Annotated in this window: 18 protein-coding genes; 6 read left to right on the top strand and 12 right to left on the bottom strand. The window is 74.9% G+C overall.

Translation table 11 applies throughout. From position 1 onward, the window contains the following. The first annotated feature begins 110 nt into the window (after positions 1 to 110). The 4 genes from ABQ292_RS06275 to ABQ292_RS06260 all read left to right on the top strand — a co-directional run bounded on the left by ABQ292_RS06275 (position 111) and on the right by ABQ292_RS06260 (position 2672). Positions 111 to 977 carry a hypothetical protein gene (locus ABQ292_RS06275; protein ID WP_369204357.1) on the top strand — a complete coding sequence of 289 codons (867 nt, stop codon included), beginning with the start codon at positions 111 to 113 and terminating at the stop codon, positions 975 to 977. A 2-nt stretch (positions 978 to 979) separates the two neighbouring features. Beyond that, positions 980 to 1579: a phage holin family protein gene (locus ABQ292_RS06270; RefSeq protein ID WP_369204355.1), complete on the top strand. Its 600-nt coding sequence runs from the start codon at positions 980 to 982 to the stop codon at positions 1577 to 1579. Between the two features lie 48 nt (positions 1580 to 1627). After that, the gene (locus ABQ292_RS06265; RefSeq protein WP_369204353.1) at positions 1628 to 2329 is read left to right on the top strand and encodes a DUF3618 domain-containing protein; all 702 of its coding nucleotides are present in this window, start codon (positions 1628 to 1630) and stop codon (positions 2327 to 2329) included. A gap of 151 nt (positions 2330 to 2480) precedes the next feature. Beyond that, positions 2481 to 2672, top strand: a complete 192-nt coding sequence (locus ABQ292_RS06260) for a hypothetical protein (RefSeq protein ID WP_369204351.1) — start codon at positions 2481 to 2483, stop codon at positions 2670 to 2672. On the opposite strand, the gene ABQ292_RS06255 is transcribed toward ABQ292_RS06260, so the two are convergent. Together ABQ292_RS06255 and ABQ292_RS06250 are read right to left on the bottom strand one after the other, a co-directional pair. Next, positions 2656 to 3831, bottom strand: coding sequence for an acyl-CoA dehydrogenase family protein (locus ABQ292_RS06255; protein WP_369204349.1), 1176 nt, complete (start codon positions 3829 to 3831; stop codon positions 2656 to 2658). The genes ABQ292_RS06260 and ABQ292_RS06255 overlap by 17 nt on opposite strands. A 37-nt stretch (positions 3832 to 3868) precedes the next feature. Next, positions 3869 to 4411 carry a class I SAM-dependent methyltransferase gene (locus ABQ292_RS06250; protein WP_369204347.1) on the bottom strand — a complete coding sequence of 181 codons (543 nt, stop codon included), beginning with the start codon at positions 4409 to 4411 and terminating at the stop codon, positions 3869 to 3871. A gap of 141 nt (positions 4412 to 4552) precedes the next feature. On the opposite strand from ABQ292_RS06250, the gene ABQ292_RS06245 reads away from it, so the two are divergent. Further along, positions 4553 to 5437, top strand: coding sequence for an NAD-dependent epimerase/dehydratase family protein (locus ABQ292_RS06245; protein WP_369204345.1), 885 nt, complete (start codon positions 4553 to 4555; stop codon positions 5435 to 5437). A 9-nt stretch (positions 5438 to 5446) separates the two neighbouring features. Here the strand turns inward: ABQ292_RS06245 and ABQ292_RS06240 are convergent, their stop codons facing one another. After that, complete coding sequence (locus ABQ292_RS06240) at positions 5447 to 6994, bottom strand: phospholipase D-like domain-containing protein (protein WP_369204343.1); 1548 nt, start codon at positions 6992 to 6994, stop codon at positions 5447 to 5449. A 182-nt stretch (positions 6995 to 7176) separates the two neighbouring features. On the opposite strand from ABQ292_RS06240, the gene ABQ292_RS06235 reads away from it, so the two are divergent. Further along, positions 7177 to 7707 (top strand): DUF6653 family protein, encoded by a 531-nt coding sequence (locus tag ABQ292_RS06235; protein WP_369204341.1) that lies wholly within the window; start codon positions 7177 to 7179, stop codon positions 7705 to 7707. Positions 7708 to 7742: 35 nt separating this feature from the next. Here ABQ292_RS06235 and ABQ292_RS06230 read toward each other — a convergent pair whose 3' ends face one another. From ABQ292_RS06230 to ABQ292_RS06190, 9 genes are all read right to left on the bottom strand, one after another. Continuing rightward, positions 7743 to 9158 carry an FAD-binding oxidoreductase gene (locus tag ABQ292_RS06230; RefSeq protein WP_369204339.1) on the bottom strand — a complete coding sequence of 472 codons (1416 nt, stop codon included), beginning with the start codon at positions 9156 to 9158 and terminating at the stop codon, positions 7743 to 7745. After that, positions 9155 to 10675 carry a malate dehydrogenase (quinone) gene (mqo, locus tag ABQ292_RS06225; protein WP_369204337.1) on the bottom strand — a complete coding sequence of 507 codons (1521 nt, stop codon included), beginning with the start codon at positions 10673 to 10675 and terminating at the stop codon, positions 9155 to 9157. Before mqo ends, ABQ292_RS06230 begins: the two co-directional genes overlap by 4 nt. Before the next feature lie 103 nt (positions 10676 to 10778). Next, a complete protein-coding gene (locus tag ABQ292_RS06220) occupies positions 10779 to 11699 on the bottom strand; it encodes an AEC family transporter (RefSeq protein ID WP_369204335.1) in 921 nt (306 codons plus the stop codon). Continuing rightward, positions 11696 to 12562 (bottom strand): ATP-grasp domain-containing protein, encoded by an 867-nt coding sequence (locus ABQ292_RS06215; RefSeq protein ID WP_369204333.1) that lies wholly within the window; start codon positions 12560 to 12562, stop codon positions 11696 to 11698. Before ABQ292_RS06215 ends, ABQ292_RS06220 begins: the two co-directional genes overlap by 4 nt. Continuing rightward, on the bottom strand, positions 12559 to 14073 hold the full coding sequence (locus ABQ292_RS06210) for an aldehyde dehydrogenase (NADP(+)) (protein WP_369204331.1): 1515 nt from the start codon (positions 14071 to 14073) through the stop codon (positions 12559 to 12561). Before ABQ292_RS06210 ends, ABQ292_RS06215 begins: the two co-directional genes overlap by 4 nt. Positions 14074 to 14104: 31 nt before the next feature. Continuing rightward, complete coding sequence (locus tag ABQ292_RS06205) at positions 14105 to 15277, bottom strand: L-talarate/galactarate dehydratase (RefSeq protein WP_369204329.1); 1173 nt, start codon at positions 15275 to 15277, stop codon at positions 14105 to 14107. A gap of 17 nt (positions 15278 to 15294) precedes the next feature. Then, positions 15295 to 16629 (bottom strand): enolase C-terminal domain-like protein, encoded by a 1335-nt coding sequence (locus ABQ292_RS06200; protein WP_369204327.1) that lies wholly within the window; start codon positions 16627 to 16629, stop codon positions 15295 to 15297. A 37-nt stretch (positions 16630 to 16666) separates the two neighbouring features. Then, entirely contained in the window at positions 16667 to 17581 is a 915-nt protein-coding gene (gene kdgD, locus ABQ292_RS06195; RefSeq protein ID WP_369204325.1) for a 5-dehydro-4-deoxyglucarate dehydratase, read from the bottom strand. Between the two features lie 130 nt (positions 17582 to 17711). Continuing rightward, positions 17712 to 18605 (bottom strand): LysR substrate-binding domain-containing protein, encoded by an 894-nt coding sequence (locus ABQ292_RS06190; protein WP_369204323.1) that lies wholly within the window; start codon positions 18603 to 18605, stop codon positions 17712 to 17714. Positions 18606 to 18676 lie beyond the last annotated feature (71 nt).

Raw genomic sequence — 18676 nt, 5'->3', positions numbered from 1 at the left:
CCGGCAACGCGCTGATCTGCACACTTCCGGGCGACGGCCGTCGCCGGGATGTGTGGGTGATCGCGATCTGGGTAGCGCCTGCTCCGACCGAGATCCACTCAGGAGGAACGATGACCCACTCCATCGACGCCCCCCTCCCGCCGCCGCCCTCCTCGGGCGCGACCGGCTACGGGGACACGAGTACGACCTCGACCAGCACCGGCTCCCCCTCGACCGCCGACGTGGCCAAGGACGAGGCGAAGAACGTCGGCCAGACCGCCAAGCAGGCCGGCAGCCAGGTCGCCTCGACCGCCGCCGACCAGGCGAGGAACGTCGTCGCCGAGACCAAGCAGCAGGCGCAGAGCCTGGTCGAGCAGGGCCGCACGCAGGTCCGTCAGCAGGCCGTCTCGCAGCAGCAGAAGGCCGGCCAGAGCCTGTCGAGCCTGGCCGAGCAGCTGCGCGGCATGGTCGACGGGAACGCGCCGGCCCCCGGCCCGGCCCGCGACCTGATCCAGCAGGCCTCCGGCAGGGTCGACGACTTCGCCCGCTTCCTGCAGAACTCCGAGCCGACCGACCTGCTCGACGAGGTGCGCTCCTTCGCCCGCCGCAGGCCGGGTACCTTCCTCCTGGGAGCCGCCCTCGCCGGCGTGCTCGCCGGCCGGCTGACCAGCGGTGTCAAGGCGGCGCACAGCAGCGACTCGGGCACCTCGCAGTTCGCCTCGACGCAGGGCGGCTACGGCCAGGGCACCTACACCCAGGGCACCTACACCCAGGGCACCTACGCCGAGTCGACCCCGTCCTACTCGGGGTACGAGAGCACGACGTCGGGCACGACGACGGGCTACGAGACCACGACCGGCTACGGCGAGCAGGCGACCACCGGTACGCCGCTGCCGCCCCCGCCGTACGGGACGACGCCGCCGGCCGGCAGCGTCGTGCCCCCGTCCGCGCCCGCCGGCTGGGACGACCCGACCCGCCGTCCGGGTCAGGGGGTCTGACGATGAGCACCCCGTACTCCGGCGCCACCCCCGTGGGTGGCCAGGGCTATCCGCCGGAGCCGCCCCAGTCCGACTACGCCGCCCCGCCCACCTACGGGCAGGAGCCGGCGGGCCAGGGGTACGGCTCCTCGGCCTACGGCGCCGACCCGTCCTACGGCACCGACCCGTCCTTCGAGACCCACGCCGGTGACCGGGGCACGCCGATGACCGAGGCCGGCCGGCCCGACGTCGACGGCACCTCCGTCGGTCAGCTCATCAGCGAGGTCACCACGGACCTCTCGGTGCTGATGCGCCAGGAGCTCGCGCTGGCCAAGGCCGAGATCACGGTCGAGGCCAAGAAGGCCGGCCAGGGCGCGGGCATGTTCGGCGCCGCGGGCTTCGCCGGCTACATGGTGCTGATGTTCCTGTCCTTCGCCCTGTGGTGGGCGCTGGAGAACGTCATGGACGCCGGCCTGGCGGCCCTCATCGTGGCGGTCCTCTGGGGCGTCATCGGCGCCGTCGCCTTCGTGATGGGGCGCAAGAAGTTCCGGCAGGTCAACCCCAAGCCCGAACGCACCGTGGACACCCTCCAGCAGGTGCCCGGCGCCCTCAAGCCCCACTGACCCCGCGGGCCCGGCCTCCCGCCGGGCCCCCACCTCCCTGGAGCAGACATGACCAGCAGTGACCCGGAAGTCATCCGGCGGCAGATCGAGGACACCCGGCGCGAGCTGAGCTACGACGTCGACGCCCTCAACGAGAAGGTCAACCCGGCCCGCGTCGTCGACCGGCGCATGGCCTCGGCCAAGGGCCGGTTCGCCCGAGCCAAGGAGTCGGTGATGGGATCGGCACACGACACGCGGTCCTCCGCGCGCGGGACCACGCAGAACGCCGTGGGCTCGGTGCAGGGCGCCGCGCAGAACGCGGCCGGCTCCGTGCAGGGTGCGGCGCAGAACGCCGCCGGCACCGTGCAGGACGCCGCCCAGAGCGCGGCGCACGCCGTCCAGCAGGCCCCCGACGCGGTGGTCCGCCAGACGCAGGGCAACCCGCTCGCGGCCGGGCTGATCGCCTTCGGCGTCGGCTGGCTGGTGTCCAGCCTGCTGCCGGCCTCGGACAAGGAGCGGCAGCTGGCGCAGCAGGCCGAGACCGCGGTCCGCGAGCACAAGGACGAGCTGCTCCAGCCGGCCAAGCAGGTCGCGCAGGAGGTCGGCGAGCAGCTCAAGCCGGCCGCGCAGCAGGCCGTGGAGGAGGTCCGGTCCACCGCGCAGGACGCGGCCTCCACGGTCAAGCAGGAGGGGCAGTCGGCCGCGCAGGACGTGCAGGGCCAGGCTCAGCAGTCCCGCCAGTCCGTGCAGAGCCAGACCTCGTCCAGCTGACACGGCACGACAGCTGACACGGCACGACAGAGCAGCGCGCCCCGCCGGGATCCTCCCGGCGGGGCGCGCTGCGTCCGGGGTCTCCCCCGGACGAGCGACTCCGCACCGGGGTGAGGCGCGCCCGGTGCCCGGCCGGTGGCAGGCTCACCCCGTGACCAGGGACGACGTTCCCCCCGCCCGGCCGGCTCCCCCCGCCGCCGACGGCGAGCTGTCCGCGCGGCTGCTGGCCTTCCTGCTCGTGGCCGACCCGCCGCCGGCGACCCACGGCGAGGCCGCGGTCGCCGTCAGCCCGGACGCGCCCGGGCCGCTGCCGGGCCCGCGCGGGGTCAGACGAACGCACTGACCCCCGTGAGCGCCCGTCCCACGATGAGGCTGTTGATCTCGCGGGTGCCCTCGTAGGAGTACAGCGCCTCCGCGTCGGCGAAGTACCGCACCACGTCGTTCTCCAGCAGGATCCCGTTCCCGCCGAACAGCTCGCGGGCGAGCGCGACGGTCTCCCGCGCGCGGCCGGTGACGAAGGCCTTGGCCAGCGCGGCCTGCTCGTCGCGGAAGACGCCGTCCTCCTGCAGCTGCGACACCCGCACCGCCATGCCGAGGCTGGCGGTCACGTTGCCGGCCATGCGGGCGAGCAGGTCCTGGATGAGCTGGAACCCGGCGATGGGACGGCCGAACTGCACCCGCTCCTTGGCGTAGGCGATGGCCGCCTCGAAGGCGCCCATCTGGCAGCCGACCGCGTTCCAGGCCACACCGCCGCGGGTCAGCTTGAGCACCCGGTTGACGTCCCGGAACGAGTTGCCCTCCGCCAGCTTGTTCTCCGCCGGCACCCGGCAGTCCTCGAAGACGATGTCGGCGTTCTGCACGGTCCGGAGGGCGTACTTGCCCTCCATCTTGGTGGCGGTGAAGCCGGGGGTGTCCTTCTCGACGACGAGGGTCTTCACCTGGTCGTCGGCGACGTCGCGGGCGAACACGATGACGACGTCGGCGAAGGTGCCGTTGCCGATCCAGCGCTTGGCGCCGTCGATCACCCACTCGTCCCCGTCGCGGCGGCAGGTGGTCTCCAGGCCCTGCGCGACGTCGGAGCCCCCGTGCGGCTCGGTCAGCGCGAACGCGCCGATCTTCTGCAGGGCCACCATGTCGGGCACCCAGCGCGCCCGCTGCTCGTCCGAGCCGAGCAGCACGATCGACCCCATCGACAGGCCGTTGTGCACACCGAGGAAGGTCGCCATCGACGGGTCGACCCGCGAGGCCTCGAGGGAGATGAAGCCGGTGAACAGCCGGGAGGCGCGCGGCCGGTGCTCCAGGTCGTAGCTGCGCCCGACCATGCCCTCCTCGGCGAAGCGCGGGACGAGGTCCATCGGGAAGGTCGCCGACTCCCACGACTCGTTGACCCGCGGCCGGACCTCCTCGTCCAGGAAGCGCCGGATGCCCAGCAGCTCCTTGCGCTCGTCCCCGCTCAGCAGGGACTCGTAGTCGTAGAGGTCGCCGAGCAGTCCGTCGATCATCGCGGGGTCCTCCCGTCGTCGGGTGTCACCCGCTGCTCTACCCGTCGGCGGGACGGCGCAACTCCACCGCGGCCGTCGCGTAGGGCCGGGTCGTCGCCGTCGACGTCGTGGCCGACACCGCGAACCCGCGCGACCCGGCGACGTCCGCGAGCCCGGCCACGAGCCGGGGCCCGGCACCGGGGTCCATGAGGGAGGAGGCGACGACGACGCGCCCACCGGCGGCGAGCACCCGGTCGAGCACGTCCCACTCGGGAGCCGGCGGGGTCCAGAACGCCCGCACGTTCGAGGCGACCACGGCGTCGAAGCGCTCGTCCCCCAGGTCGGCGGCGGCCAGCGGCGCGGTGACCAGCCGCACCCGGCCGGCGTCGACGGCCGCCTGGTTGCGCCGGGCCGCGGCGGCCACCATGCGCGCGGAGCGGTCGACGACGACGACCCGTCCGCCGTCGCCGACCGCCGCGGCCAGCAGGGTCACCAGGACGCCGTGACCGCAGCCGACCTCGAGCACCCGCTCCCCCGGGGCGGCCGCCACCACGCCGGCGACCCAGGCGAGCCGGTCGGAGGCGGAGCTCGTGGTGCCCATGCCCACCCCCTACCCGCGGAACCGGCCCGGCGCCGCGCGGTGGCGCATCGACCGTGGGGGCGCTCGGTCCGGGGGATGCGCTCCACCGTCACGGTCACCGGCTGCCACGATGGGCTCCACTCGATCCGAGGAGGGCCGACGGTGCGGGTGTTCGTCACGGGGGCGACGGGGGCGATCGGCGGGCACGTGGTCCCCGCACTGGTCGCAGCGGGCGTGCAGGTGACCGCACTGGCCCGCACGCCGGGGAAGGCCGCCGCGCTGACCGCGCGGGGAGCGACCCCGAGTGCGGTGTCCCTGTTCGACCGGGCGGCGCTCGCCGACGCCCTCGCCGGCCACGACGCGGTCGCCAACCTGGCCACCGCCATCCCGTCGCCGCGGACCTTCCTGCGCGCGTCGGCCTGGCGCGCCAACGAGCGGGTGCGCCGCGAGGGCTCGGCGGCGGTCGCGGCGGCCGCCCGTCAGGCGGGTGTGCCCCGGCTCGTCCAGGAGTCCATCACCTTCCTGTACCCCTCACGCGGCGCCGAGTGGATCGACGAGGACGTCGTCCCCGACCCCTTCCCCCTGGCCGAGGTCAACCTGGCCGCCGAGGCCAGTGCGCGCACGCACGGCGACGGCGTCGTCCTCCGCTTCGGGCTGTTCTACGGCCCCGGCTCGACGCACACCGATCTCATGCTGGGCCTGGCCCGCAGGCACGTCGCCTTCGTGGCCGGAGCGCCGCAGGACTTCCTGTCCTCGCTCCACCTCGCCGATGCGGCCGCCGCGGTCGTCGCGGCCCTCGAGGCGCCGGCGGGGACGTACAACGTCGTCGACGACGAGCCCGTGACCCGCTCCGCGTACGCCGCCGCGCTGGGGGCCGCGGTCGGCGTCCGGCCGTGGCTGGCGCTGCCCGGGCGCGCGGCGCGGCTGGCGGGTGGGCAGGCCGAGTCGCTGGTGCGCTCGCAGAGGGTGGCCAACGGCCGCTTCCGGGAGGCGACCGGGTGGTCGCCGCGGTACCGCTCGGTGCGCGAGGGCCTGCGCGCGGCCTGACCCGGCCGGTCAGCCGCGGCGGCGGCGACGGGCGGCGAAGGCCCGCTGCACGCGACGCCAGCGGTTGGGCGTGTGCTCGGCGTCGAGCAGCTCGGTGTCGGCGAGGAAGCGCTCGAGCGGGTCGAGGCGGGGCGGCTCGAAGGGCACCAGCGAACGGCCGGTCAGCCGCAGCAGGGAGTCGACGGCGCGCACCAGCGACCCGCCGCAGCGCTCGACGGTCGCCGCGACCTCCTCGGGTGCGACCCCGAGGTGCTCGCCGAGCAGCCGGTGCCGCAGGCCCAGGACGGCGGCCGACACCTCCGCCTCCCGGTCGTCGCCGGTCCGGGCCTCGATCGACAGGTCGCACTCGGTGTCCAGGCCCATCGACCGGTTGTTGAGGTTGGACGAGCCGATCCGCAGCAGCCGGTCGTCGACGCACAGGACCTTCGCGTGCACGTAGACCGGCCGGCGGCCGTCGGTGACCGGCACGAACAGCCGAAAGCGGTCGTACCGGTCGGCGCGCCGGACGTGGTCGAGCAGCTTGGCCCGGGCGGTGCCCATGGCCTTCTCCTCGAGCCAGCCGTCGGCGGTCTCGGGGTTGAGGACGACGAAGTCCGGCCCGTCCTCCTCCCCCAGCCGCTCGGCGATCGCCTCGGCGATGCGGCGGTTGGCGAAGTACTGCGTCTCGATGTAGACGGTGCGCCGGGCAGCGGCGATCGCGGCCAGCCACAGCAGCTCGATCTCGTGCACCAGTTCCGCGCCGCGGTAGGCGGGCCGGGTGCGCGAGACGGCGACGTCGACGTCGGTGAGCAGCGGCTCGACCCCGTCGGGCCAGCACGCCTCGACGTCGGTCACCGGCTCCAGGCGCTGGCCGGTGCCGCTCTCCCAGCGTTCGCGGGCCAGGTCCCCGATCACGCGGGCGGCCGGCCCGGACACCAGGCTCGTGACGTCGTGCCACGGACCGCGCGGCCGGGTGGAGTGCGGCCGGTGCCGCATCGGGTGGCGGTCGAGGTGCTCGGAGGTGTCCCACCGGTCGGTGGTGACGTCGATGCCGCCGGCGAAGGCCAGGCAGTCGTCGATGACGACGATCTTCTGGTGGTGCGCGCCGCCGAGCGGGTGGTGGGTGTCGACGGTCATGCGCAGCCGGTCGGGGGTGCGGCGGTCGAGCAGCACGATCGGCGTCAGCCCCCGGCCGAGGGCGGCGACCATGCCGAGGTCCCACTGCAGGACGCCGATCTCCAGCCGCGGGTTCGTCTCGACCGCCCGCTGCAGGACGCGGCCCAGGCGGTCGTCGCGGGCGCGGCCGCCGGCGCGCGGGTCCATGCGGATGCGCGGGTCGAAGTCCCAGCCGATGAACAGCACCCGCCGCTCGGCCCGCAGGACGGCGCGCTTGAGGGCGGCGAAGTAGTCGGCGGCGTCGACGAAGACGGCGTGCCGCTCGGCGCGCTCGATCCGCCAGCAGGTCTCCCCCGGGACGAGCAGGCTGTCGTCGGTGGGGGCCGGGACGGGCGGCTGCCGGAGCGCCGGGACGGTGGGGACGCGGGAGGTCGTCCCGGCGGCGTCGGCGCTCTCGATCACCCCGAGAGTGTGCCGACCTGCGCGAGCACCGCGGACGGACGCCCCGACCGAGCACCCGAAGGAGTGGTGGCTCCTCCCCCTCGTCTCCGCGAGGACGTCTGCCAGGGGTGTTGTGCCGCCACCCCGGTGTTCGCGACCCTGGTGACACGTCGCGGGGGCCGGGCACGCGAGGGAGCATCGACATGGCGCTGGACACCAGGATCGCCAGGGCGTTCGGGCTCGAGGGGGACGCCTGGCAGCGTCACGCCAACCCGTGGAGCGTCTACACGCGCATCCCCATCCCGCCGCTGCTGGTCGCCGCGATCTGGAGCCGCAGCCGGATCGGGTGGCGGTCACTCGTCCCCGTGGGCGCGGTGTGCGCGTGGGCCGTGGTCAACCCCCGGGCCTTCCCGCCACCGCGGTCGCTGGACCACTGGGCGTCCAGGGGTGTGCTGGGCGAGACCTGCTGGGCGAGGCGGCACGAGGTCCCCGTCCCCGCGCGGCACCGGGTCGCGCCGAACGTGCTCGGCGCCGTCAGCGCACTGGGCGTGCCGTTCATCGTGCGGGGGCTCGTGGTCCGGGACGGGTGGATGGTCCTGTTCGGCCTCGCCGTCCAGATGGCCGGGAAGGTCTGGTTCATCGACCGGATGGCCCTCCTCTACGACGACGTCGCACCCGCCGGGTCCGCGACCGTCGCGGTGCCCCTGCACACGGTGGGCGCGCCGCAGCGCTGACCGGCCGGGACACGGCACCGCCACCGCCCGGCGGCTCAGTCCGGCAGCACCTTGCCGGGGTTCATCAGTCCCGGCGCGTCGAACAGCTGCTTGATCCCCCGCATCAGGTCGAGGTCGAGCGCGTCCTTGTAGTCGACGACGACGTCCCGCTTCGACTGCCCCAGCCCGTGCTCGGCGCTGATGCTGCCGTCGAGCGCGTGCGTGACGTCGTAGACGACGCGCGACAGCTCCGGGGCCCGCGCGCGGAACGCGTCGTCGTCGCCGCCCACCGGCTTGCTGAGGTTGTGGTGCAGGTTGCCGTCCCCGACGTGGCCGTAGGTGACCACGCGGATGCCGGGGACGGCGTCGGCCAGCGCCCGGCGGGTCCGCTCGAGGAACTCGGGGATCCGGCTGACCGGCACCGTGACGTCGTGCTTGAGACTGGGACCCTCCCGGTTCTGCGCCTCGGAGACGCCCTCGCGCAGCGCCCACAGCGCGGCGGCCTGGGCGGCGCCGGCCGCGACCACGGCGTCCACCGCGGCGCCCCGTTCGAACGCCTCGGCCAGGCCCGACTCGACCACCGCGTCGAGGCCGGCGTCGTCCAGGGTGTCGCTCAGCTCGACCAGCGCGTACCAGGGGTGGACTCCTGCGATCGGGTCACGCGCGCCGGGCACGTGACGCAGGACGAAGTCCACGCTCTGCCGGGACATCAGCTCGAAACCGGTCAGCCGGTCGCCGGCGTGCGCGCGGAGGACGCCGAGGAGGTCGACCGCCGACCGCGGGTCCGGCAGGGCCACCCACGCCGTCGTCCGGCTGCGCACCGCCGGGTAGAGCTTGAGCACGGCGGCGGTGATCACGCCCAGCGTGCCCTCCGCGCCGATGAACAGCTGCTTGAGGTCGTAGCCGGTGTTGTCCTTGCGCAGGCCGCGCAGGCCGTTCCAGACCCGCCCGTCCGGGAGGACCACCTCCAGTCCCAGGGTGAGGTCGCGCATCGTGCCGTACCGCAGCACGCCGGTCCCGCCCGCGTTGGTGGCCAGGTTGCCGCCGACCGTGCAGCTGCCCTCGGCCCCCAGCGACAGCGGGAAGAGCTGCCCCGCGGCCGCGGCGGCCTCCTGCACCGACCGGAGGACGGCCCCGGCCTCCACGGTCACGGTCTGGTTCGCAGCGTCGAGGTCCCGGATCCGGCGCATGCGCGTCAGGGAGAGCACCACCTGACGCCCGGAGGAGTCCGGGACGGCGCCCCCGCACAGCCCCGTGTTCCCGCCCTGCGGCACCACGGCGACGCCCGACCCACGGCACAGCGCCACCACGGCGGCGACCTCGGCGGTGCTGCCCGGCCGGACGACGGCCGCGGCGGTCCCCGAGTACGCGTGGCGCCAGTCGGTCAGGTAGCCGCTCATCCCGGCGGGGTCGTCGACCACCCCGGCCGGGCCGACGACGTCGCGCAGCCGGACGGCCAGGTCCACGGTCACGGGGCACCCACTCCCTGGTCGGGCGCGGCGGCGACCACCGGCGTCAGTCCGAGGACCCGCCGCGCCCCCGCCACCGCCTCCGCCAGCCGGTCGGGGTCCGGCGCCCGGACGGACGCGGCCGACGGTGCGAGCGCCGCCAGCCGCGGGGCCCACTCCGCCATCCGTTGCGGGGAGCTCGCCGCGAGGACGTCGAGCGCCGTGGCGACGGCGGTCGAGGCGCCGGGCGAGGCGCCGAGCAGCGCAGCGAGTGACCCGCCCGCGGACGTGAGGACCTCGGTGCCGAAGCCGACCACCGTCCCGCGGCCGCCCGTCCGCTTGAGGACCTGCACCCGCTGGCCCGCGGTCACCAGCGTCCAGTCCTCCGCCCGCGCCGAGGGCACGAAGCGCCGCAGCGCCGCCATCCGCGCCTCCCGGGAGGAGGTCACCTGCCGGACCAGGTAGCCGACCAGCGACCGGTTGTCCCTCACGGAGGCCAGCAGGACCGGCAGGTTGCCCGCGCGCACCGAGCGCAGCAGGTCGGTGGGCCGGCCGTGGACGAGGAAGCGCGGGGAGAAGGCGGCGAACGGGCCGAACAGCAGCGACTCCCGGCCGTCGACCACCCGGAGGTCCAGGTGCGGGACGGAGATGGACGGCGCGCCCGGCTCCGCGTGGCCGTAGACCTTGCCCCGGTGCGCCGCCACGAGTTGGGGCCGGTCGGTGCGCAGGAACCGGCCGCTGATCGGGAAGGCCCCGTACCGCCGCACCTCCGGGACCCTCGCCGCCTGCAGCAGGGGCAGCGTCCCGCCGCCCGCACCGACGAAGACGTACGGCGTCCGCAGCCGCCGGCGCCGCCGGGTACCGAGGTCGCGCACCTCGAGGTGCCAGTGCCGCCCTCGCCGGCGCAGCGACGTCACCTCCTGCCGCGTCCGCACGTCCCCACCGCGCCGCTGGAGAGCGGCCAGCAGCTGCCGGGTCAGCACGCCGAAGTCGACGTCGGTGCCCTGCGCCGCCCGGGTGGCCGCCAGCGGTTCGTCCCCGGCGCGGCCCGCGAACAGCAGCGGCAGCCAGGCGGCCAGGACGGCGGGGTCCTCGCTGAACTCCAGGTCGGTGAACAGCGGGTGCCCCCGCAGCGCCTCCCAGCGGGCCCGCAGCCACGCGACGCCGTCGGCACCCCGGCCCAGGCCCAGGTGCGGCACGGACCGGACGAAGGCCTCCGGTGGCCCCAGCTCGCCGCGTTCCACCAGCCGGGCCCAGAACAGCAGCGAGGACGCGAACTGCTCACCGATCCGCACCGCGCCGGAGGCGTCCACACCGCCGTCGGGCCGCCGGGGCGTGTAGTTGAACTCGCAGAGCCCGGCGTGGCCGGTGCCGGCGTTGTTCTGCGCCGAGGAGCTCTCCAGCCCGGCCGCGTCGAGTCGCTCCAGGACGGCGATCCGCCAATCCGGCTGGACCTCGGCCAGGAGCACCCCGAGGGTGGCGCTCATGACCCCGCCCCCGACGAGGACGACGTCCCACTCCTCGACCGGGCTCCCCTCCACCGCGGCTCCTCCCTCGTCGGCGACCGTGGGCCACGCTAGGGAGCCGCTGCGATGCCTGTCCAAGACCACCGTGGCATGACGCGATGCCCGGTGGGCATGGCACTCAGCCGAGCAGCAGGGCGATGCCGAGGAGCACCGGCACCGAGAGGACCGTGCTCAGCAGGACGACGTCCCGGACGAGCAGCGTGCCGCGGTCGTAGGTGGAGGCGTAGACGAAGACGTTCTGCGCCGTCGGCAGCGCGGAGGTCACCGTCACCGCCAGCAGCGCCACCCCGTCCAGGCTGGCCACCCAGCGGCCGAGGGCGTGGGCCAGCGCCGGCTGCGCGAGCGTCTTGAGCGCCACCGCGAGCCACACCCGGCCCGCCGCCTCCCCGGACGCCGGCCGGGGCGCGCCGTGCAGGCTCATGCCGTAGGCGAGCAGCGCGGCGGGCACGGCCAGCCCGGCGGTGAGCTCGATCGGCTCCAGCACCACCGCCGGCAGCCGCACCCCGGTCGCGGCCAGCAGCACGCCCAGGCCGCAGCCGATCACGACCGGCGTGGTGAGCGGCTGGGCGAGCACCCGCCAGCGGGACCGCGCCCGCGTGCGCGAGCCGGCGAGGACGGCCAGCCCGAGCGGCGCCAGCACGAGCACCTGGAACAGCAGGACGGGCGCGACGAACGAGGCGTCGCCCAGCACGTACACCGAGATCGGGACGCCGAGGTTGCCGGCGTTCACGTACGAGGCGGCCAGCCCCCCGGCGGTCAGCTCGGCCGGCCTCAGCCGCCAGCGCCACCGCGCCAGTGCTGCGAAGAGCAGCGCACAGAGCACCGCGCTGCCCGCGGTCGCGACCAGTGCGGGCGACACCAGCACGCCGGGGTCGGCGTCGGCGAGGGTGAGCAGCAGCAGCGCCGGCGTCGCCACCACGTAGGAGAGCTTCGAGAGCACCGCCCCGGCGCCCTCGCCCAGGGTGCCGGAGCGGCCCACGAGCCAGCCGACGGCGATGACCGCGGTGAGGGCGGCGAAGCCACCCATCACCCCGTTCACGCGGCGATCGCGTCCCCGACCGCCCGGGCGAGCCGGGTCAGGGCCTCCGGTGGCGCCTGCGGGAGGAACAGGCTCGGCTCGGTGAGCTCCAGCTCGAGCAGCACCGGTCGCCCGTCGGTGTCGGCGACGAGGTCGATCCGCGCGTACAGCAGCGGGGCGGCGCCCGGCACCAGCGACGGGACGGCGTCGCACACCGCCTGCGCCACCTCCCGCTGCTCCGGTGTCGCCTCGGCCGGCCGCAGGTCCCCACGGCTGTCCCGGTCCTGGCGGACGCCCTCGCCGCGGGCCAGCAGCGGCCCCTTGCGCACGGCGTGGGAGAAGCGGCCGCCGATGAACAGCAGCGCCGTCTCACCGGCGTCGTCGACGCGGGACAGGTACGGCTGGACCATCGCCGTGCGGCCCGCGGACGTCAGCTCGCCGGCGTGCGCCAGGGCGTCCCCGGCGTCGGACCACCGCGCGGTGTCCCGCGAGCCGGCCGACACCGACGGCTTGACCACCCACTCCCCCGCGTCGGGCAGCTCGCCGGCCGTGGTGGGGTCCCAGACGGTGGGCACCACCGGGAGCCCGCAGCGCTCCAGGTCGCGCAGGTGGGCCTTGTCGGTGTTCCAGCGCAGCACCGGCGCCGGGTTGCGCAGCCGCGGGACCGCCTCCGCCCACGCCAGGAACTCCGCCCGGCGCCAGGCGTAGTCCCAGCAGGACCGGACGACGGCGAGGTCGAAGCGGGCCCAGTCCACCGCGGGGTCGTCCCAGCGGACGAGGTCGACGGCGAGCCCGGCCTCCCGCAGCGCCGGGGCGGCGAGCGGGAGGTCGGGGTCGACGCGCAGGCCGCGCTCGGAGCTGACCAGGGCGACCCGCGCACTCACTCCGGCAGCCTCAGCACCCCGTCGACGCGCCGCGGGATGCCGCGGAAGCCGTCGGTCAGCTCCGGCGGGAGCACCTCCTGCGGCGCCCCCTGCCAGGTGACCGGCCGCAGGAACCGGCGGACCGCCGTCGTCCCCACCGAGGTGTGCTGCGAGTTCGTCGACGGCCACGGGCCACCGTGGTGCTGGGCCCAGGAGACGGCCACGCCGGTGGGGTAGGCGTCGTAGACCAGCCGGCCGGCCCGCGTGCGCAGCTGCTCGGAGACCGCCAGCGGCAGCTCGGTCTCCCCCGCGCCGCGCAGCACGGTGGCCGTCAGGGACGACGGCATCTCCCCCAGCGCCGCGAACAGCTCGGCCTCGCCGTCGTAGCGGGCCACGACCGAGACCGGCCCGAAGCACTCCTCGGTCACCTGCTCCGGCAGGTCGCCGGCCGTCGTCCCCAGCAGCAGCGGGGCCGCGGCGAAGCCGGCGCCGTCGGGCTCGGCGCCGCGGGCGAGCACCTCGACGCCCGGCGCCCCCGCCAGGCCGTCGGAGATGCGGCCGTAGGAGGCGGCGATGCCCTCGTTGAGCAGCACGGGGGCGCCGGCACCGCGCACGGCCTCGGCCATGGCGTCGACGACGGCGTCCCCCTCCGGCCCGGCCGGCACGAACGCCAGCCCGGGCTTGGTGCAGAACTGGCCGCCGCCGAGGGTGAAGGAGCCGACCAGCTCGGTGCCGATCGTCGTACCGCGCTCGGCGGCCGCCTGCGGGGTGACGACCACCGGGTTGAGGCTGGAGAGCTCGCCGAAGAACGGCACCGGGTCGGGGCGCCGCTCGATGATCTCCAGCAGTGCGCGGCCGCCGTTCACCGAGCCGGTGAAGCCGACGGCGCGGATGGCGGGGTGGGCCACCAGGTCGGCGCCGGCCTGCAGGCCGTGCACGATGCCCAGCGTGCCGTCGGGCGCCCCGGCCTTGCGGGTCGCGGCGTCCAGGACGTCGAACACCAGCTGCGAGGTCGCCGGGTGCGAGCCGTGCGCCTTGACGACGACGGGGCAGCCGGCCGCGAGCGCGGAGGCGGTGTCGCCGCCGGGCACGGAGAAGGCCAGAGGGAAGTTGCTCGCGCCGAAGACCGCGACCGGGCCGAGCGGGATCAGCATCCGGCGCAGGTCGGGCCGGGGGCCCATCGGGGTGTCGCCGGCGTGGTCGATCGCGGCCTCGACGTAGCTGCCCTCGTCGAGCACCTCGGCGAACAGCCGCAGCTGGTAGCAGGTGCGGGTGAGCTCGCCGTTCAGCCGCGTCGGGCCGAGCGCCGTCTCGCGGTCGGCGACGGCGACGACGTCGTCCCGCCGGGCCTCCAGGGCGTCGGCGAGGGCCCGCAGCAGCGCCGCCCGCCCGGCGCGGCCGAGGGCGTCCAGACCAGGGGCGGCGGCGAGCGCGGCGGCGCAGAGCCGGTCGACCTCCGCGGTGGTCGTCTCCTGGGCGACGACCTCGACGGCCTCGCCGGTGCGGGGATCGGTGCTGACGACGTCGGACACGGGTGCCTCCTGTGCTGTGGTGCGGGGGGGGTCAGCGGGTCGCGCCGACGGTGACGCGGTCGACCGTCCAGGCGCGGGCCTGCTCGCTCAGGGTGATGCCCAGCCCCGGACGGTCGGAGATGTACATGCGCCCGTCGCGGGTCTCCAGGCGCTCCTCGAACAGCGGGTACAGCCAGTCGAAGTGCTCCACCCACGGCTCGCGCGGGTAGGCCGCCGCCAGGTGGGCGTGGATCTCCATCGCGAAGTGCGGGGCCAGCTGCAGGTTGGCGACGTCGGCGAGGGTGGCGAGCGTGAGGAACTGGGTGATGCCGCCGATGCGGGGGGCGTCGGGCTGGATGACGTCGACCGCGCCGTGCCGGATCAGCTCGGCGTGCTCGGCGACGCTGGTCAGCATCTCACCGGTGGCGACGGCGGTGTCCAGCGACCGGGCGAGCTCGGCGTGGCCCTCGGCGTCGTAGGCGTCGAGCGGCTCCTCGATCCACACGAGGTCGAACTCCTCCAGCCGCCGGCTGACCCGCATGGCGGTCGGCCGGTCCCACTGCTGGTTGGCGTCGACCATGAGCGGGACGCCGTCGCCGAGGTGCTCGCGGACGGCGCGCACCCGGCGCAGGTCCTCCGCCGAGTCGGGCAGCCCGACCTTGATCTTGATGCCGCCGATGCCCTGCTCGAGGGTGCGGGTGGCGTTGTCGCGCACCTGGTCGATCGACTCGTGCAGGAAGCCGCCGGAGGTGTTGTAGCAGCGCACCGAGTCGCGGTGCGCGCCGAGCAGCTTGGCCAGCGGCAGGCCGGCGCGCCTGGCCTTGAGGTCCCACAGCGCGACGTCGATCGCGGCGATGGCCTGCGTCGAGGCGCCGCTGCGACCCACGGAGGCGCCGGCCCAGACCAGCTTGGTCCACAGCCGGCCGATGTCGCTGGGGTCCTCACCGATCAGGTCGGGTGCGACCTCGCGGGCGTGCGCGAACTGCGCCGGGCCGCCGGCCCGCTTGGAGTAGCTGAACCCGACGCCCTCGTGGCCGCCCTCGGTGGCGATCTCGGCGAAGAGGAAGGCGACCTCGGTCATCGGGCGCTGCCGGCCGGTGAAGACCTTGGCGTCGCTGATCGGGTTGGGCAGGGGCAGCGTGACCGAGGACAGGGTCACGGACTCGATCCGGTCGAGCACCGCCGGCGCGCTGGCCGGGGGCGCGGTGGGGACCGTGGTGGTCATGTCTCTCCTCGGGAGGATCAGCGGACGAGGCACGGGCGCTTGGGGTCGAACGCCCAGCCGGGGACGAGGTACTGCATCGCGACGGCGTCGTCGCGCGCGCCGAGGCCGTGCTCGAGGTACAGCTCGTGCGCGGCGGCGAGGGCGTCCCGGTCGAGCTCCACACCGAGACCCGGAGTCGTGGGGACCACGATCGCGCCGTCGCGGATCTGCAGCGGTTCGCGGGTCAGCGCCTGCCCGTCCTGCCAGATCCAGTGCGTGTCCAGTGCGGTGACCTGCCCGGGCGCGGCCGCGCCGACCTGGGTGAACATCGCCAGTGAGACGTCGAAGTGGTTGTTCGAGTGCGAGCCCCAGGTCAGCCCGAAGTCGGCGCACAGCTGGGCGACCCGGACCGAGCCGCGCATGGTCCAGAAGTGCGGGTCGGCCAGCGGGATGTCGACGGCGTTGGACCGGATGGCGTGCGCCATCTGCCGCCAGTCGGTGGCGATCATGTTGGTCGCCGTGGGGAGCCCGGTGGCCCGGCGGAACTCGGCCATGGTCTCCCGGCCGGAGTAGACGCCCTCGGCGCCCACCGGGTCCTCGGCGTAGGCCAGCACCCCGTGCAGGTCGTGGCAGAGCTCGACCGCCTCGGCCAGCAGCCAGCCGCCGTTGGGGTCGAGGGTGACGCGGGCGTCGGGGAACCGCTGCGCCAGCGCGCGGACGGCGGCGACCTCCTGCTCGCCGGCGAGCACGCCGCCCTTGAGCTTGAAGTCGCTGAACCCGTACCGGGCCTGCGCGGCCTCGGCCAGTGCGACCACCGCCTCGGGGGTCATCGCCGGCTCCCGGCGCAGCCGCTGCCAGTCGTCGGCCGGGTCGTCCTCGACCAGGTAGGGCAGGTCGGTGGCCCGCGGGTCGCCCACGTAGAAGAGGTAGCCCAGCATCGGCACGCTGTCGCGCTGCTGCCCCTCCCCCAGGAGCTCGGCCACCGGGACGCCGAGGTGCTGCCCGAGGAGGTCGAGCAGCGCCGACTCCAGCGCGGTGACCGCGTGGATCGTCGTCCGCAGGTCGAAGGTCTGCAGGCCGCGGCCTCCGGCGTCGCGGTCGGCGAAGGTGGCCGCCACCTGGCGCAGCAGCGTCCCGTACCGCGCCACCGGCTGACCGGTCAGCAGTGCACCGGCGTCGGCGATGGTGCGGCGGATCGCCTCGCCGCCGGGCACCTCACCGACGCCGGTCCGTCCCTCGCTGTCGGTGACGATCGCGATGTTGCGGGTGAAGAAGGGGCCGTGCGCGCCGCTGAGGTTGAGCAGCATGCTGTCGTGCCCGGCGACGGGCACCACCTCGACACCGGCGACGGTGGGCGTGCGACCGGTCGGCATGGGAGTCCTCGCCGTCCTCTCGGGTCCGGGAGCGGGGTCAGGAGACCTTGTCGACCAGGGCGGTGAGCTCGGCGAGCTCGGCCTCGGTCAGGTTCGACAGCGGCGGGCGGACCGGGCCGCCGTTCCGCCCGACCGCGGTGAGGCCGGCCTTCACGATGGAGACCGCGTAGCCCCGGGCCCGGTCGCGGATGTCCAGGTAGGGGATCACGAAGTCGTTGAGCATCTGGTAGACGGCGGCGCGGTCCTGGGCGCGCACGGCTGCGTAGAACCGCAGCGCGAACTCGGGCAGGAAGTTGTACAGCGCCGAGGAGTAGGTGCTCACGCCCAGCTGGAGCAGCGGCAGCGCGAAGGTCTCGGCCGTGGGGAGCCCGCCGACGTAGATCAGCCGGTCCCCGACACGGGCGTACGTGCGGGTCATCTGCTCGATGTCGCCGACACCGTCCTTGAGGCCGATCAGGTTGGGGTTGCGGTCGGCGACCTCGGCGACGGTGGTGTCGGTGAGCACCGCGTTGGCCCGGCTGTAGACGATCACCCCCAGGTCGGTGGCCCGGCAGACGGCGCTGACGTGGTCGGCCAGGCCCCGCTGGCTGGCCTCGGTGAGGTAGGGCGGGAAGAGCAGCAGCCCCGAGGCGCCGGCGGCCTGCGCGGCCTGTGCCTGGGCGACGGCGACGGCGGTCCCGCCGGTGGCCGGGGCGACGACCGGGACCCGGTCGGCCACCTCGTCGACGGCCACGCGGACGACCCGGTCGATCTCCGCCGAGGTCAGCGAGAAGCCCTCGCCCGTGCCGCCGGCGGCGAACAGGCCGGCGACGTCGAAGCCCGCCTGCCACGCCAGGTGCTCGCGGTACCGCGTCTCGTCGAACTGCAGCTCGGCGTCGAAGTGGGTCACCGGGAAGGAGAGCAGGCCGGACTTCAGCCGGTCGGCGAGGGCGTCGGGGGGCAGCAGCGTCACGGGGTGTCCTTGGGTCCGACGGGTCCGCGCCGGGTCGTCCGGCGGCGCGGGCTGTGGTCGCGGCCACCGTAGGAACGCCATCCGATGCCCGTCCAATCGCGTTTGCGCATCGGACGATGCACCTGGGGTATCAGAGTCGCCCGGCCCGCTGCTCCAGCACCGTGAGCGCCCGCCACAGCGCGGGGTTCTTCGAGTCCTTGGCCCAGAGCAGGTGCAGCTCGACCGGCTCGGGCACAGGCGTCTCCAGCCGCACGAACGCCACACCCTCGATGGCCATCCGGGCGGCGGACGCCGGGACGAACGCCACCCCGCGCCCGGCCGCGACCAGCCACAGCATGGTGAGCACCTGACTCACGGTGTGCACCGTGTTCTCCGCGGCGATCGGCACGACACCGGCCACCAGGTCGTAGAAGTACTTCGCCGTGGTCGGCGAGTGCATGACGACGGGGACCGGTGCCAGGTCCGCGGCCGTCACCGGCCGGCCCAGCTCGAGCAGCCGGTGCCCCACCGGCGCGGCGACGAGCAGCGCCTCGCGGTGCAGCAGGCGGTGCCCGAAGGCCTCCTCGTCGAAGGGCGGCCGGCCCAGGCCCAGGTCGATCTCCTCGTTGAGCAGCCCCGCCACCTGCTCGCGGGTGACCATCTCGGCGAGGTCGACGTCGACGTCGGGCAGCTCCTGCGCCAGGTCGTTGAGCAGCTCGCCGAGCACCCCGTAGGTCGAGGCGGCGGTGAAGCCGATGCGCACCACGCCACTGGCCCCGGAGGACACCCGCCGGGCGAGCTCGGGTGCGGAGTCCGCCAGACCGAGCAGCCGGCGCGCCTCGACGAGGAAGACCTGACCGGCGGCGGTCAGGGTGACGCGGCGGTTGTCCCGCTCGAGCAGCTGGGCGCCGACGACCCGCTCGAGCTTCTGGATCTGCCGGCTCAACGGCGGTTGGGTCATGCTCAGCCGAGCGGCCGCACGGCCGAAGTGCAGCTCATCGGCGACGGCCACGAAACCGCGGAGTTGCTCCAGCGTGAAGGCCATGCCGGCAAGGTATCAATCGATGCCTCAATGGATTTGGACAGGCATGAGCAGGGCTTCTTACGCTCGCCGAC

The sequence above is a fragment of the Geodermatophilus maliterrae genome (assembly GCF_041018925.1).
GTDB classification, from domain to species: Bacteria; Actinomycetota; Actinomycetes; order Mycobacteriales; family Geodermatophilaceae; genus Geodermatophilus; species Geodermatophilus maliterrae.
This window is presented reverse-complemented; position numbering and strand designations above follow the sequence as displayed.